At 39.3% G+C, this 14,980-nt stretch carries 15 protein-coding genes; 7 read left to right on the plus strand and 8 right to left on the minus strand.

Annotation, left to right across the window (positions count from 1 at the left end):
• The first annotated feature begins 268 nt into the window (after positions 1–268).
• From acs to AMDU4_RS02005, 3 genes are all read left to right on the plus strand, one after another.
• On the plus strand, positions 269–2,194 hold the full coding sequence (gene acs / locus AMDU4_RS01995; RefSeq protein ID WP_021786302.1) for an acetate--CoA ligase: 1,926 nt from the start codon (positions 269–271) through the stop codon (positions 2,192–2,194).
• A 2-nt stretch (positions 2,195–2,196) separates the two neighbouring features.
• Positions 2,197–2,853 carry an acetate uptake transporter gene (locus AMDU4_RS02000; protein ID WP_021786303.1) on the plus strand — a complete coding sequence of 219 codons (657 nt, stop codon included), beginning with the start codon at positions 2,197–2,199 and terminating at the stop codon, positions 2,851–2,853.
• Positions 2,854–2,964: 111 nt separating this feature from the next.
• Entirely contained in the window at positions 2,965–4,152 is a 1,188-nt protein-coding gene (locus AMDU4_RS02005; protein ID WP_021786304.1) for an MFS transporter, read from the plus strand.
• Between the two features lie 127 nt (positions 4,153–4,279).
• On the opposite strand, the gene AMDU4_RS02010 is transcribed toward AMDU4_RS02005, so the two are convergent.
• Together AMDU4_RS02010 and argF are read right to left on the minus strand one after the other, a co-directional pair.
• Complete coding sequence (locus AMDU4_RS02010) at positions 4,280–5,137, minus strand: carbamate kinase (protein ID WP_290703902.1); 858 nt, start codon at positions 5,135–5,137, stop codon at positions 4,280–4,282.
• A gap of 4 nt (positions 5,138–5,141) precedes the next feature.
• On the minus strand, positions 5,142–6,194 hold the full coding sequence (gene argF / locus AMDU4_RS02015; protein WP_021786306.1) for an ornithine carbamoyltransferase: 1,053 nt from the start codon (positions 6,192–6,194) through the stop codon (positions 5,142–5,144).
• 339 nt (positions 6,195–6,533) lie between these two features.
• On the opposite strand from argF, the gene AMDU4_RS02020 reads away from it, so the two are divergent.
• Genes AMDU4_RS02020 through rimI form a run of 3 tightly spaced genes read left to right on the plus strand, consistent with a single transcriptional unit; the run spans position 6,534 to position 8,409 of the window.
• Complete coding sequence (locus AMDU4_RS02020; protein WP_021786307.1) at positions 6,534–7,526, plus strand: sulfite exporter TauE/SafE family protein; 993 nt, start codon at positions 6,534–6,536, stop codon at positions 7,524–7,526.
• Positions 7,510–7,911: a DUF1634 domain-containing protein gene (locus tag AMDU4_RS02025; RefSeq protein WP_021786308.1), complete on the plus strand. Its 402-nt coding sequence runs from the start codon at positions 7,510–7,512 to the stop codon at positions 7,909–7,911. Before AMDU4_RS02020 ends, AMDU4_RS02025 begins: the two co-directional genes overlap by 17 nt.
• 39 nt (positions 7,912–7,950) lie before the next feature.
• Positions 7,951–8,409 (plus strand): ribosomal protein S18-alanine N-acetyltransferase, encoded by a 459-nt coding sequence (gene rimI / locus AMDU4_RS02030; protein WP_021786309.1) that lies wholly within the window; start codon positions 7,951–7,953, stop codon positions 8,407–8,409.
• A 4-nt stretch (positions 8,410–8,413) separates the two neighbouring features.
• Here rimI and AMDU4_RS02035 read toward each other — a convergent pair whose 3' ends face one another.
• The 4 genes from AMDU4_RS02035 to AMDU4_RS02050 all read right to left on the minus strand — a co-directional run bounded on the left by AMDU4_RS02035 (position 8,414) and on the right by AMDU4_RS02050 (position 12,164).
• A complete protein-coding gene (locus AMDU4_RS02035) occupies positions 8,414–9,628 on the minus strand; it encodes a methionine adenosyltransferase (protein ID WP_021786310.1) in 1,215 nt (404 codons plus the stop codon).
• 131 nt (positions 9,629–9,759) lie between these two features.
• Entirely contained in the window at positions 9,760–11,175 is a 1,416-nt protein-coding gene (gene iscB, locus AMDU4_RS02040; protein WP_290703905.1) for an RNA-guided endonuclease IscB, read from the minus strand.
• Positions 11,176–11,244: 69 nt separating this feature from the next.
• Positions 11,245–11,745 carry a DUF5680 domain-containing protein gene (locus tag AMDU4_RS02045; RefSeq protein ID WP_021786312.1) on the minus strand — a complete coding sequence of 167 codons (501 nt, stop codon included), beginning with the start codon at positions 11,743–11,745 and terminating at the stop codon, positions 11,245–11,247.
• A 26-nt stretch (positions 11,746–11,771) separates the two neighbouring features.
• Positions 11,772–12,164: a hypothetical protein gene (locus tag AMDU4_RS02050; protein ID WP_021786313.1), complete on the minus strand. Its 393-nt coding sequence runs from the start codon at positions 12,162–12,164 to the stop codon at positions 11,772–11,774.
• A gap of 162 nt (positions 12,165–12,326) precedes the next feature.
• Here AMDU4_RS02050 and purH point away from each other — a divergent pair, with 162 nt between their 5' ends.
• Positions 12,327–13,829 carry a bifunctional phosphoribosylaminoimidazolecarboxamide formyltransferase/IMP cyclohydrolase gene (gene purH / locus AMDU4_RS02055; protein WP_021786314.1) on the plus strand — a complete coding sequence of 501 codons (1,503 nt, stop codon included), beginning with the start codon at positions 12,327–12,329 and terminating at the stop codon, positions 13,827–13,829.
• On the opposite strand, the gene AMDU4_RS02060 is transcribed toward purH, so the two are convergent.
• Both AMDU4_RS02060 and AMDU4_RS02065 read right to left on the minus strand, forming a co-directional pair.
• Complete coding sequence (locus tag AMDU4_RS02060; RefSeq protein WP_290703908.1) at positions 13,826–14,695, minus strand: presenilin family intramembrane aspartyl protease PSH; 870 nt, start codon at positions 14,693–14,695, stop codon at positions 13,826–13,828. The two genes, purH and AMDU4_RS02060, sit on opposite strands and share 4 nt — an antisense overlap.
• Entirely contained in the window at positions 14,670–14,942 is a 273-nt protein-coding gene (locus tag AMDU4_RS02065) for a topoisomerase DNA-binding C4 zinc finger domain-containing protein (RefSeq protein ID WP_290703911.1), read from the minus strand. Before AMDU4_RS02065 ends, AMDU4_RS02060 begins: the two co-directional genes overlap by 26 nt.
• Positions 14,943–14,980: the final 38 nt, after the last annotated feature.

The raw sequence follows: 14,980 nt of genomic DNA on the forward strand, positions 1-14,980 counted from the left end.
ATATATCAAATGTCGATATAAGATTTAGTTGTTGCATTTATTTAATATAGGTTAAAAATTCACGATTGTTAAGGCATATTAATTTAGAAATACACTGTCTTTCCATTAAAAGTTCTAAATCTGCTAAATTAAAGAAAGCTCGACAAAATGGTAATTTTATGTATAGTTTAAAAAGTTAAACTAGCATTTTTAGTATGAATAAATAGACATATGACGTATTTATAATACTATAGAAATATTTAAATAATGTATAAGTGTATATTTTATTATGAACGAAACATTGCCCATGGATGAAAAATATCGGGTAGGCCTCGCCAGATATAGACAGGAATATAAGGAATCGCTGGAAAATCCTGAAAGCTTCTGGAAAGAGAAAGCCAAAATCATAGACTGGTTCAGTCCCTTTGATAAGGTTCTTGATGACTCAAAGAAGCCATTTTACAGATGGTTTATAAATGGAAAAACCAATATGTCATATAACTGCCTGGACAGGTATGCCAACAATGAAAAGAGAAATAAGGTTGCTTATATATGGGTTCCAGAAAAAGGGGAGGAAAAAGTTGTTACATACTACGGTCTGTACAGACGTGTGAATGCATTTGCAAAGGCACTGCTTAACCTTGGCATAAAAAAAGGGGATGGGGTTACAATATACCTTCCCATGATACTGGAGGCTCCAATAGCCATGCTTGCCTGTGCAAGAATCGGAGCAGTATTCAATGTCGTATTCTCCGGATTCGGTGAAGAAGCACTTGCACAGAGGATTGATGATTCCAATTCAAAAACTGTAATCACAGCCGATGGGGGATTCAGAAAGGGTAAAATTATAGAACTGAAAAAAATAGTGGATGCAGCAATTGATCTCAGTAAGGGCGTGGATAATGTAATAGTGGTGAAAAACGCCAATAACAAAATAAATATGGAATCTGGCAGGGATTATTACTATGATCAAATTCTTGAGGATGGATACGTGAAACCGGAAGAACTTGATTCCAGTGATCCCCTATTTATTCTCTACACATCAGGCACTACAGGAAAGCCCAAGGGAATAGTACATGGTAATGGTGGATATCCTGTATGGGTTGCAAACACGCTAAAATGGGGCTTTAATCCAAAGGACGAAGATCGCTGGTGGTGTGCAGCTGATATAGGATGGATAACCGGGCACAGTTATATTGTTTTTGCTCCGCTTCTTCTGGGAATGACATCAATAATGTACGAAGGGGCTATAGATTACCCTAAGCCCGACCGTATGTGGGACATTATAGAAAGATATGGTGTGAATATATTATATACATCTCCCACAGCAATAAGGCTCTTAATGAAATACGGAGAGAAATACCCCCTATCTCATGACCTTTCTTCCCTTAAGACTCTGGGAACTGTTGGCGAACCCATAAATCCTGCAGCATGGCACTGGTATTATGATGTCATAGGTAAAAGCAGATGCCCCATAATAGATACTTACTGGCAGACAGAAACCGGTGGTTTTACCATTGCCCCCTCAGCACATCTTGGTTTACCAGATCTAAAGCCTGGTTCGGCAACGTTTCCAATGCCTGGAATAGACCCAGTAATATATGGTGATGATGGAAAAGAGGTCAAAGATGGGGAGAAAGGATATATAGTATTGAGGAAACCATGGCCTGGATTAATGCTCACTGTGAACCGCGATGAGAAAAGATACATGGATGTGTACTTCTCTAAATTCCCGGAACAATATCTGATGGGTGATTATGCAATTAAGGACAAAGATGGATATTACTGGTTACTGGGGAGAAGCGATGAGGTTTTGAAGGTTTCCGGGCACAGAATAGGAACCATAGAGGTGGAAGATGAACTCGTTGCAATGAAAGAGGTCGCAGAGGCAGCAGTTTTTGGAAAGCCAGATACTGTAAAAGGTGATACAATAATCGCTTTTGTAACCCTGAAGGATGGATATGAAAAAAGCGTTGAGGTTATAAACAGCATTAAAAAAAGGGTGCGGGCGGACCTTGGCCCAATTATGGTTCCTGAGGAGATACATATAGTAGACGCTGTTCCAAAAACGAGATCTGGGAAAATAATGAGAAGGGTCATAAAGGCAGTTTATCTGAATCAGCTTCCGGGAGATATAAGCACCCTTGAAAACGAAGCATCAGTTGAGGAAATAAAAAAAGCTGTTGAAATAATAAAAAAGGAGGAAGGTGATTAATCATGGAAAACAATAAAGACATAAAAAATGAGAACGTAGCAATAAATAAAATTAAGACAGAAGACCCCCTGAATGTAAATCAGATAAATAAATCGTTTCTGGCTGATCCTGCACCATTAGGGCTTGCGGCATTCGGATTTACAACCTTTTTGCTAAGCTTTGTCAATGCTGGGATACTTTCAGTAGCTGCAGTTTCAGTGGTAATGCCACTGGCTTTTAGTTATGGAGGATTTGCCCAGTTGCTCACAGGGGCATTTGAAATGCGTCGTGGAAATACATTTGGCTTCACTGCCTTCACCAGTTATGGGTCATTCTGGTTATTTTATGGATTCCTTGTCTTATTTGCCTCAATGAAAATAATAACCATACCTGCAACCGCCCTCGGTATTGCTTTGATATTATGGGGACTGTTTACACTATATATGTGGGCCAGTGCTATTAGATTGAACCTGTCGTTGAATCTCACATTTCTGTTTCTGTGGCTTGCATTCTTTATGCTTGGGTTCGGAGCATATTATTCATCTACCACATTGACCCGCCTGGGAGGGGTGTTTGGATTCCTGACAGCATTCTTTGCAGTTTACACAAGCTTTGCCATAGTCAGTAATTCTGTAAAAGAAGGCTTAGTTCCATTAGGACCTGCTCTGTTTAAAAAATAATTTTATTTTTTTTTAACGTTTAACACAGGGAATTCCATTCCCTTCACAGAAGATTAAATGTTCTTCTAGCTGACAAGAAATCATATAAATAAAATCAAGCACTAATCATACATGAATAATCAGGTGGCAGGCAAAAAGTTATTCATTCTCTATTCAACAGTGTTAATACTCATGGGAATATCGATGAGGTCTACCAATAACATGGTTGTCACCACTGTGCCACTCTTCTCCAAATATGTCCTTAACTTCTCATATATTGCCACTGCACTGGTGACCGCAATCATATATCTGGGCACTGTGCTGGCAACAGCGTTTCTGAATCCACTCTTGAAGTCTGGGCTCAGAAAAAAAATTTTTATTATAGCCAATTTTGCACTTACAGGCTTTCTTTTACTGTATTATTTATCCGGGGATGTCAGCGTCTTTATAATATCTTTCCTTATAGGAATTGCATATGGCATAATATTGCCGAATATAATAACCTCCGCTTCATTATATCCCAATGAAAGGGGCAGGGAAAGATTGCTTGGCATATATGCTGTTGGACTAAGCTTCAGCCTTGTATTCGGACCTTCACTGGAGACTTATCTACTTACCATAATATATTACAGAACGCTCTTTTTATTTTTTGTTCCTCTTGGCATTATAGGGATTATAACATCGTTTTTCATGGAATTCCCAGAGAACAAAAAGGAAACGCATGGTGGATATGTATGGCATAATAAGGGTTTCATTTCATCTGTTCTTACCATTACAACCTATAATGTGCCGTTCGCAGCACTGACCGTATTTCTTGCAATATTTGCGGAAACAAGGTTTCACGTGAGCAGTTATATGGCTTATCTTCCATTTGTGTTCTTTTTTACCGTTTCACTATTCACAAGAATATATTTGAGTATAAGACCTATAAGAAATCTCCGGATACCATTGATAATTGCTCCAGGAATTACAATTGTTGCCCTTGCACTCTTTCCATTCCTTCCGAACTATACAGATTTTCTGATCCTTATGATGGTTCTCGGCATACCTCATGGTTCCATATTCCCAATATCAACGGTACAAATTGCAAGAGGGTCTACAATCGAGGAAAGGAATGCAGTAAATTCCTATTACTATGCATATAATATGAGCCTTTTTATGGTTATACCCCTGATATTTGCAGCAATAATACCATACATAGGTTTCGAGAAAACCTTTGCCATACTTATAATACCAATTGTAATTTCCTTATCTATAATAATAAAAAAATACTGGAAAGATAACGATTTAATGGGAAGTAACAAAGCATTAATAAAATAATCAATGAACCACCGGACTTTCATAACATACATCCTTCATCATTAAACTTGATTTCAATAATATCAGGATTATCTGGATTTTATTTACTCTAAACATCACCTCAGATGTTGGAGGACCCTAATTTGTTTTATCCCTTTTCAATGACTGTTCCAGTTTCCATATTATCTATATTGTCAATAGATGTAATATAGACCTTTTCTCCACCGTTTTCTATGAATTTAAGTGAAGCAAGAATTTTTGGCTTAATTGTACCTTCTTCAAAGTTTATTTTATTGTAATAAGAGAGTAATTCACTGTAGCCTATTTTGTTGATAGGGTCGATTTTATTTTTGAAGTCCAGGTATATATTATTTACATCTGTAATAATGATAAGCTTCTTTGCCGCTAACTGGTTTGCAAGGAGGGATGAGCTCAAATCCTTGTCAACGACACCTTCAAAGCCTGCATATCCTGTATCTAATTTCTCCACGGGGACACCTCCTCCCCCAACAGCAAGTGGTAAATAGCCATTGGACATTAAATATGTTATTGAATCTATTTCCATTATGCCTGTGGGTTCAGGGGACTTCACCATTTTTCTGTAACCCTTGTTAATTTCCATGGCATAGGAATCATCAATTTTATGGTCATAAAAAGGGCCGATTGGTTTTAATGTGTATTTATCCTTATCAATAAAAGTATGTGTCAGAATAGGAACAGCGCTCTTTTTGAGTTTTCCTGAAAGCTGGAGTGGATTGTATGCCATGGAAAGAATGTGCAGGAGGAGTCCCTGTGACATGCTTCCGCTTATGTCCAGAGGATAAGATGTTTTGTGGTATATTTCCCCTATCTGTGGCCCATTCCCGTAGGTTATCACGGCTTCATTGCTGTTTATGACATTTGACAATCTGATAAATGTTTCAGAGGCTTTTCCTATCTGTTCCATTATGCTTGATTTTCCAGTATCTAGTGCATTGCCACCAAGGGCTATCACTATACGGTCCACAGTATCAATCCCTCATTGCCCATTCAATGCTGCTTGCAGCACCGTATATCTTATTGACACCCTGTTGCCATGCCACGGATTGTTTTCCCTCTATGACATCATCTGTTATTTCAAGTCCCCTCTCAGCCGGAAGGCAGTGCATTACTATTGCATCGGGTTTTGCCAGTTTCAGCACATCACTGTTGATCTGGAATCCCTGGAAATCTTTAATTCTCTGCTGCCTTTGTGCCTCCTCACCCATGCTGACCCACACATCGGTATAAAGTATATCCGATCCTTTTGCTCCTCCTGCAACATCATGGGTCACAGTTACTGTGCTGCCCTGCTTCGCAGCAATCTTTTCGGCTACAGATTTGTATGATGCATCCGGCTGGTAGCCATCCGGGGTAGCTATTGTTAGATTAATTCCGGTCATGGAGCACGTCATCATGAGAGAATTTGTTATATTATTAGTTCCGTCTCCTATAAATGTCATTTTTAACCCCTTAAAATTTTTTTTCTTTTCCATTATCGTAAGGAAATCAGATATCATCTGTGTTGGATGCTCGGAATCACTCAATGCATTTATCACCGGAAGCCCTGAATACTTCGCAAGTTCAGTTAATGTGGACTGTGCAAAAACCCTGGCTACAAGTATATCCAGCCATCCACCAAGCATTCTTGCAACATCCTTTACTGGTTCTCCCCCTGAAAGGTGTATCTGGTCTGATGACAAATATAATGTATGTGCACCCATTCTTTCAGACGCCACTTCAAAGGAAGTCCTTGTCCTTGTTGAGGGTTTCTCAAATAGAAGTCCTGCATATTTTCCCTTCAATATTGGAACTACAGCTTTCTTTGTACCAATCATTGATTTATAATACAACGCTCTGTTTACCATTCCTATAAATTCTTCCGAATCCACATCTTTCAATGTCAAAAACGATCTTGCCATTTTAATCACTTCCATAGCGGCGGTCATGCAGTGTACTATACCGTACCCGCCTGTTATGTTCTCAAGGTTGAGGACATAGGTGTCTATCCTGTTCTCGTACATTTCTTTTTTGGATGGGAACATACATTCTGACCAGATGAATTTTGAATATCCTTCCTATTTGAATTTTGTCTTTATGAGACCCCACTGCCATTCAGGTACTCCAGGTCTTTTGATTTCAGTGATTCATTCAGTTATTTTCCTGATCAGCGTAAGTTTTATGGTCGCTTCCTGAAAATATGGAATAAAAACTTCTCGATGTAATTCTGTCGAATTGATTTCGAATATTCCCAGGAGCATCAGTGCCTTGCCTAAAATAAATGTTTCACGGATAAGTAACCAGATAACTGGAACATTTTCACACATATCATAAACATAATTACTATCAACAAACGATAAATATGGTAAAGTAATAAAGATTAAATGACTTTAATTTTAATAGCGTTGAAGTTTCTCCTGATAGTATTCGGTTCTATTATTGCTGGATTTATCGGTTCATTAACAGGTTTAGGTGGTGGTACCGTCTTAGTTCCTGTTCTAACTTTATTCTACGGCATTCCTTTTATTTTTGCTGCTGGAGCAAGCCTTATATCAACCATAGCAACATCTGCCGGTTCTGCAAGCGCATATACAAAGAAAAAAATAGCTAACATAAAAATAGGAATAGGACTGGAAATTGCCACCACCACAGGTGCAATAGTAGGCTCACTGACATTGATTTTTATAGATAAACATTCACTCATATGGAGTGTTTATGTTATTTTTGGTCTTGTGCTTTTATTTTCATTAATACCGACAATAAAAAAAATAGGAAAGGAGATTCCACCGGAGACAAAACCAGACTGGAGCACTAAATTATTTCAGTTAACCGGATCCTATTATGACGAAAGGCTGAGAAAGACAATAAAATACCATGGCATCAGATGGTGGCTGGGAGAAATAGTAATGTTCTTCGCAGGATTTGTATCGGGGCTCCTGGGAATAGGTTCCGGAGCATTAAAGGTACTGGGCATGGACTGGGCAATGAATCTTCCCATGAAAGTTACAACCACTTCCAGCAATTTCATGATAGGAATAACAGCAGCAACTGGAAGTTCCATTTACTGGTATGAGGGATATATAAATCTGTTCATAGCCGCAGCCACTGCAATAGGTGTACTTATCGGCGCATTTTTCGGTGCAAAGGTTCTTGTGAAGATTTCAAATGAAAATATAAGGTGGATATTCTTTGCAATCCTGTCTTTCCTCGGGTTTGATATGGTATTCAAGGGACTTCACCTGATAAATTTCATTATAACTTTCTCACTGATGATACAGTTCTTTATATCAATTATAATATCCATAGTCTTAATATCTCTACTGTATTATAATTCTAAGAGAAAAGAGTGGAGGGATAATAATGAAAAATCACGATGATGAAATAATAATAAGCTATTTCCTTAAAGCAGGTGTAATGATAAGTGTGTCATTTATTATAGTAGGCGTTATACTATTATTCGCAAAAAACGGTGGAGACGGATACACACTTGCGCAGATGTCCGATTATCATTATGCACTTGCGCACGGAATTGATTCAAGATCCGTTTCACTGAATAAAATTTTGTCAGGACTTTCGGAAATTGATGGGCTTTATTTCATAACAGTTGGTCTCTGGGTATTGATATTTACCCCTATTACCGTGGTATTCATAGGATGGCTTTCATTTCTTGAGGACAAAAACTACCTTTACGTTGGAATGGCATCAATTGTTCTATTCAATTTATTCTTTGCAATGCTGGTTATACCAAGATTCATAGTGTGATTGGAAAGATTATAATATTTTATACCAATATATGGCAGTATGGCCGCAGGTAACTCATTTTTTGGTTACGCAAGGGGATTCGAGATAAGGGATAGTGAAACCATAATGGATATAATAAAGTGTTCCCTGTCAGAATATTATACAAAATCCCTGATACTTGACCTTTACAGGGCATGGCCACAGGCATTCATAGTATACGATAATTTTGACTCTGTTTCGGGCTTTATCATAGGGGCAAAATATTCTGGAACGGAAGGACGAATTCTTTTATTTGCGGTGAAAAAGGAATTCCGTGGTTCAGGAATTGGAAAAATGCTCCTGACACAGGAACTTAATGTCATGATGGGTTCAGGGCTTTCCACCATAAGGCTGGAGGTGCGTACAGACAATGAGGATGCAATCAAGTTCTACAAAAAGAACGGCTTTTCCATTATTTCTACTTTAAAAAATTATTATTCGGATCTCTCCGATGCATACCTTATGTGGAAAATAATATAAAAAATTAAAATACTTCTGCTTTTCCATCAACAAACATCTGTGTCAATTTGTCCATATGTGCCAATTTTTCATCGGCTATTGCCCTGATGTTGTTTTTATGCTTTGATGGATCCACATTGTCTTCGTAGATAAGTTGGAGTGAGGCCACATGGGGCTCATCAACAGGTCTTCCTATCTGGGAAACTATCCTGACAAGTACTTCCTTTATGTCTCCACCCTCTTCGCTCACTACCTGGTCTGCTATCTGGTTTGACAATACATTGTATAACTTACCAACATGTGTTACTGGGTTTTTCCCTGCTGCTGCCTCCATGCTCATGGGTCTGTATGGGGTAATTATTCCATTTACCCTGTTTCCTCTTCCCACGGATCCGTCATCGCCGTTTTCCATGGACAGTCCTGTCACTGTAAGGTAATAAACACTGTCTGATTTTATATCTCCGGTATTTACATATACCTGCACATCGTTGTCTGTGTATTTTACAGCATTGTCCTTTATTTTGCTTACCAGTTCATCCTTTATTGAGTTATATTCAGAGGCGTCTTTGACGTATTTGTCCACATATGCCGCTGCAACTGTGAGGTTTATTGTTTTTCCCTTCCTGAATCCCATAACCTTTATATCATAGCCGATTGCAGGCAATGATTTTTTTAGGTCACCGTTAATATATTTCTCTGTAAGCTTAACAAGTGTTTCAGTATCTGTGAATGGAGCAAATCCAACCCCAAATGATGTGTCGTTTGCCTTAAATTTTCTTGTATCGTACAACCCTCTTAGATCAACAGAGCCATTTCCTATCCTTGAATCTATCATGACATCCGAATCTATGTCAAGATCTGGAAAATGGTCTCTCAAATAATCCTTAGCGGATTTTATTGCAAGTGATTTGACCGGTATCCTGTCATCCCCAACGGATGCAGTTGCACGCCCGCTCAATAAAATGTATGTTGGCTCAAGGACATTTCCCCCCTTGAATTTTGGATCGGCCTGTCCTCCAACTACCTCTACCTGGTCTGTGTTATGGTGCAGTATCCTGCCGTACTGCTTTAAATAATATTTGCTCAGTGCCCTGCTTACTGATTCGGCAATTCCATCGGCAACGCTGTCCGGATGGCCAATTCCCTTTCTCTCCACAATTTCAACTTCCCTGCTCATTGTAGGGCTCTGCTTTATTGCCTCTACCTGGATATTTCTTTCAATTTTTAATTGTGACTCCATAAGGCTCACATGGATATATGTTTTTAAACCTTTTGTCTACAGGATATAGAAATTACTGATTATTGATAAATATTACCATGAATCATTTTTATGGATAGTACCTAACCGTAAATTTAATTTCCCATATTCATCTAACTCCCCCCCAAAGAGATCCCATGCAATAGCTTGTGGAGGAATTGGGTAGTGAACCTCAGTCCCTTGCCGTATTTTACCAACTTTACCTTCTTTATGTTAACATCCATCTTCTTTTCACCATTCCTTATTATTACATAATTTCCATAACTATGAACCCCAACAACGCCGTATCTGCTCTCCCCGAATTCCACTACATCACCGGGTTGTAAGGGGTATCTTCTCCTTCTTATTGATGGCCTGAATCCCTTTCTGTTTATTTGAAGAGAACGGTTATTTCTCCTTCTCTGTGTTACATTAAAAACAGTGGATCTTGCCTGCGTGGTTCCTCCAGCAATCACAAATGCATCGTTGGCATGGCTCTTATCCAGCCCAGGGGATATGCGGTTCTTCTTTGTTATGTACCCGAATGTATGTATTGCTTCCGTAAGCTGAGTGAGTTTCCACCTTACGGTGTTCATGAATGTTGCATCTCTCAATGGCATCGATGCCGTTTTTCTCACTTCAGGATATCCAAACTCTTCTGCTGTTAAATTATTCTTCCTTTGATTGCATTCATGGCATGAGATGGCAAGGTTGTCTACTGTATTGGAACCGCCTCTGGATTTAGGTGTGAGATGCTCAATCTCCAGGGGTACATTGGTCTTTCCACAGTACACACACTTTCTATGGAACTTTTCAAGGAGGTATTCCCTGATTTCATATCCCTGAAGTTCTCCCTGCTGGTATTCTATCCCACTTATCTCAGGATTCTTCATCTTCTGCTGATCGAATGAAGCAACCTCAATAATAACCTTGGATACGGGAAGGATCCTCTTCAGTTTCTCAATCAGTCTTATGTGTGTCTGTAGTTTATGATCTATGCTAGGTGCAAACCATCCCTTACTATTATTTCCCCGGTTCATGAACCGTGGTTGCCTGTACCACAGCCTGTTTCTCCTGTTCCTGCGATACATGGATTTCTCCACGTTCAGTTTCGGTATATCCGTTCTTATGACAGCTTCTCCTGAGATCAATTCTCTTTTTTCTGTGACTGCAGAGAATCCAATGTGCTTATATCCTGCATCTATACCTAATGTTACTGGCTGCTTTGTCTCTCCAGTTGCATAGAGGAGCTGAATAGTGAATGGATTGGAACTTATCACCCTTGCCCTGTTATGTTTTAAAAGTTTTCTCGCCTTTCCTGGTGTTGTCGGCATTAAAGGTTCGTTGCGCATGTTTATGACGGGAACCCTCAGGTCATGTCCAGTCATGCCTGACTGTAGTTTCACATCGGGGTTGTTAGAAGGGGTTTTTAAACCATGCACACTGAGAGTTTCCTCTCTGTTTAATGTATGATCACAGTTGCCACGGACTTGTGGAGCATCCGCAGGTGTGTATGTATCTCTCCGATCTAACTTCTGCCTTTCTTTCATGTTTTTCTCCATGTTTTTAAAGCCCCCTAATCAACTCTTGCGCTGTTCCTCACGGGACATGCCCTTCCGTTAGGGAGGGGTAGTTGACTCGATATATCCTCCAGAATAATGCAGTTCATAGATGGTATTTTCCATATGTTCAATTTCCTCATAGCCAATGAAATGCCAGATATCGCCCTGTACTGAATTTTTGTATACAAATTTAGTGCCAGAGAAAAGTTCTTTTCCTCTCAATGGCAGATCCTCTGGAATATCCCTTAAAGCCTTTCTAAGAAAGTCATATACTTCACCGGCATCATAATCATCATTTAGAATTCCGCCGTAATATACCATGCCCCATACCGGAGTATTATTGTCAAATATGGTTTCCTGACCGATAAAGAAAATAGAACCGGAATACATATCTGTGTATTTCAGTTTTCCATCTGCATATGAAAATTCCTTGAATCCTTCTATTCTGCCTGGAGAATAGGGTTTTCCGGACGCATATCCTTTTATCCTGGCTTCACCTAGAAATTTAATAACATCCTCCTCATCCATGGATGTGCATGGTGATATGGCAGATAACATTTTTAGTTTATTTTAAATCAATAATATTATTGTTGTGTTGCAATGTTCTGCAGCTCATTCAATAGTTCCTTCTCCACATGGTCTGACCATGCTATTTCCGGGACATCAACAATGATAAATATTTCAGAAAGAAGGATTACTTCTATTGCGGTTACTGCAATATCCCCTAGCAATTTGCCAACACCAACTTCTACTTTAACTTGCGAACCATCTGAGGTGAATACAAAGGTTAATGCCCTGTTAGCTGCTATCAAGCCTCTGAGAATTCCGAACTTCTGTGCCTGTAAAATCGCCTTCTCAGATTCTACGTTGCTCTGTACCCTCCACCCATTGTTAGTTAAATAGGTTGAGAACGCTTTAACCAGATCATCCAGGCTTTTGGTAGTGTCAAGAATTCTTTCCTTTTTGAATATTTCCATAGGCAAACTATTAGAATCAGGTATAAAAGGGCTTTGAATAACGACAGAAAAGATATCAACAGGAAAGCAAAATTATATTCTGCATGTGCTCTTTTTATACAGGCTTTTAAATTGCCATATTTTCCTGCAATAAATATTTAAGACATTTTTTAATAGGGTTCTATGAGAGTTCTTATAAGTGTCTATGATAAAACTGGGCTGGTAGATTTTTTAAGTTCAATAGGAAATTACATTGATGAAATTTATGGTACTGAGGGTACTGTGAAATTCCTGAAAGATAATAATATTAGTGCAAACAATTCCTCCCAGCTTACCGGTTTTGACGATCTTCTTGGTGGAAGGGTGAAAACACTGCATCCTGCCATATTTTCAGGAGTACTTTCAAAGAGGGACGGTGAGAGCAATGAACAATTATCAAAATATGGGTACAAAGATTTTGATATGGTTATATGCAACCTTTATCCATTTGTGGAAGCTTCCAAGTCAGGAGATCTTCAGGCAATGATAGAAAACATAGACATAGGGGGATTATCACTCATAAGGGCAGCAGCAAAGAATTATAAAAATGTTGCAGTGCTTTCACATCCAGATGATTACAGTATGGTAAAAAATGCATTATTGAAAAACCGGGAAATAGACATGAAAATCCGTGAGTTGCTTGGACTCCGGGCATTTTCAAGATCTGCAAACTATGATATAGAGATATATAACAGGCTTTACAGGAAATTGAATGGGTGCCAGCCCGAGGAACTGTTCATACATGGTTATGAGAGGTCAGACCTCAGATACGGTGAAAACCCGGATCAGGAGGCATACATGTTCAAACTCAATGAAAAATATGGAATACCCAATGGCATACAGCTCAATGGGAAAGAACTTTCGTATAACAATATACTGGATGCAAATGCAGCACTGGAAACTGTTCAGGATTTTGACGACATTACATCTATTATAGTGAAACACCGGACCCCTTCCGGAATATCCAGTGCGGACACATTGAAGGAAGCATTTATAAATTCATACAATGCAGACCCTGAATCGGCATACGGATTTGTGGTTGCACTGAACAGGAAGCTGGACATGGACACTGCAAGGGAAATGCAGAAAAAATTCATTGAGGTTCTGATAGCTCCGGAATATGACCGCGATGCATTAAATCTTTTAAAGAAGAAAAAGAACATGAGGATACTGAAATGCTCTATGGAGAAGGATCCTGAAAAGGCTATTTCCTCTGTATCAGGCGGAGTTCTTGTGCAGTCAAGGCTGGATTACAGGTACGGAAAACTGGAATTGAAATCCGGTACTGAAGCGGGCAAAGAAAAATTGAAAGACCTCGAATTTGCATGGAAGGTTGTTGCACATACAAAGAGCAATGCCATGGTTCTTGCGAAGAACAGGACGACAGTGGGCATAGGTGCAGGGCAGACATCGAGGATCGAGGCATTAAAAATTGCAATCGAGCGTGGAGGAACCAATGTCAAGGGGTCTGTTCTGGCATCTGATGCATACCTTCCATTCGACGATTCTGTGATTGAATGCTATAAAAATGGTATAGATGCCATCATACAGCCCGGAGGATCCATCAGGGATGAGGATGTAATTAAACGGTGCAATGAATACAAAATACCGCTGTATTTCACAGGTAAGAGGGTTTTCCTGCATTAAATCCTTATTATTGCAATGGCAATGAGAAAACCTATTATTACTCCAGTATTGATATATGGAAGCCCAGGGGCAGGCTTTCCGTGGTTAAAGAAAAATAAAAACACAAGGGCTCCGATTGCACCTGCAAGGGTTAGAAGTGCAAAAAGTGCAATGTGAAGAGGATTGTATATTGCCGATGAGACTATGAGTATCTCCGGTATTGCCATGTCCCCGAATCCCAGCATTATTACTGAATGTGTGCCACGGTTGTCGAATGTCAAATCCTTTATTTTCATATTCCTGTTAGAGGGCAATGTAAACATGAGGGGATACTGGTTGTCCACTGCAGCCTTGGCAAGGGTGACCATATGTTTTGTCTTGTAAACAGAGATATAATCATATAAGGCAAAGACGACAAGCAATGCTGTTGCAATATCTGGCCTTAACAGTATTCCAAGTATGCCTGCTGCACCTGAAATCATGATAAGGCCGGCAGCATCCGTTATATACCATTCATTTCTGAATATGAGCATATATGCAAAGAATCCTGTTATTACTGTTATTATTGTATAGTATTCCGGTAGATTTACTGAGACTATGCCAGCAATTATGGATGATACAAGGAAAATCATATAGAGGATTAATACAATAAATATTGCCTTCATTACCTGTGCATGCCTTTTTATTATGTACAGTGCTGCAGCTGTAAATATGACAATGAAAACTATATAATAAATTACAAACAGGAACGATATTCCCTTTGATTCCTGAGCTATTCCCGGAACCTGATTCAAATTGAAGGACAGGTAAAGTGCAAATGCCGTGGAAAGCACGAACAGTATAATCCCGAATAGCTCGCTGTTAATTCTCTGATTTGTTTTTTTCAACCTTATCCTTCCTGTTGTATTCACATTTCATGTTGGGGCAAAACTTCCATTTTCTCTTTCCATTTACCATTACAAGCAGCGGTGCACCACAGTACTGGCACATTTCACCTGTGGGCACTATGATCCCCTTCTGCGGAAGTGGGTATGTAACGGTGCATTTTGGATAATTTGAGCATCCAAGAAAACGCTTCCCGTACCTTGACTGCCTGATTATCAGATCTCCTCCGTCAGAGGGGCATTTGCCCACTGAAAGCTTCTTTTTGTTGTACTCGCAGTGGGATCAAT

The sequence above is a fragment of the Ferroplasma sp. Type II genome (assembly GCF_000496155.1).

Coding starts and splice junctions, on each gene's coding strand:
- AMDU4_RS02035 (WP_021786310.1), bottom strand. CDS start 9,628: ATGGAGTCACAATTAAAAATTGAAAGAAATATCCAGGTAGAGGCAATA.
- AMDU4_RS02020 (WP_021786307.1), top strand. CDS start 6,534: ATGACTTTAATTTTAATAGCGTTGAAGTTTCTCCTGATAGTATTCGGT.
- rimI (WP_021786309.1), top strand. CDS start 7,951: ATGGCCGCAGGTAACTCATTTTTTGGTTACGCAAGGGGATTCGAGATA.
- purH (WP_021786314.1), top strand. CDS start 12,327: ATGAGAGTTCTTATAAGTGTCTATGATAAAACTGGGCTGGTAGATTTT.
- AMDU4_RS02005 (WP_021786304.1), top strand. CDS start 2,965: ATGAATAATCAGGTGGCAGGCAAAAAGTTATTCATTCTCTATTCAACA.
- AMDU4_RS02050 (WP_021786313.1), bottom strand. CDS start 12,164: ATGGAAATATTCAAAAAGGAAAGAATTCTTGACACTACCAAAAGCCTG.
- AMDU4_RS02045 (WP_021786312.1), bottom strand. CDS start 11,745: ATGTTATCTGCCATATCACCATGCACATCCATGGATGAGGAGGATGTT.
- iscB (WP_290703905.1), bottom strand. CDS start 11,175: ATGAAAGAAAGGCAGAAGTTAGATCGGAGAGATACATACACACCTGCG.
- AMDU4_RS02000 (WP_021786303.1), top strand. CDS start 2,197: ATGGAAAACAATAAAGACATAAAAAATGAGAACGTAGCAATAAATAAA.
- argF (WP_021786306.1), bottom strand. CDS start 6,194: ATGTTCCCATCCAAAAAAGAAATGTACGAGAACAGGATAGACACCTAT.
- acs (WP_021786302.1), top strand. CDS start 269: ATGAACGAAACATTGCCCATGGATGAAAAATATCGGGTAGGCCTCGCC.
- AMDU4_RS02025 (WP_021786308.1), top strand. CDS start 7,510: ATGAAAAATCACGATGATGAAATAATAATAAGCTATTTCCTTAAAGCA.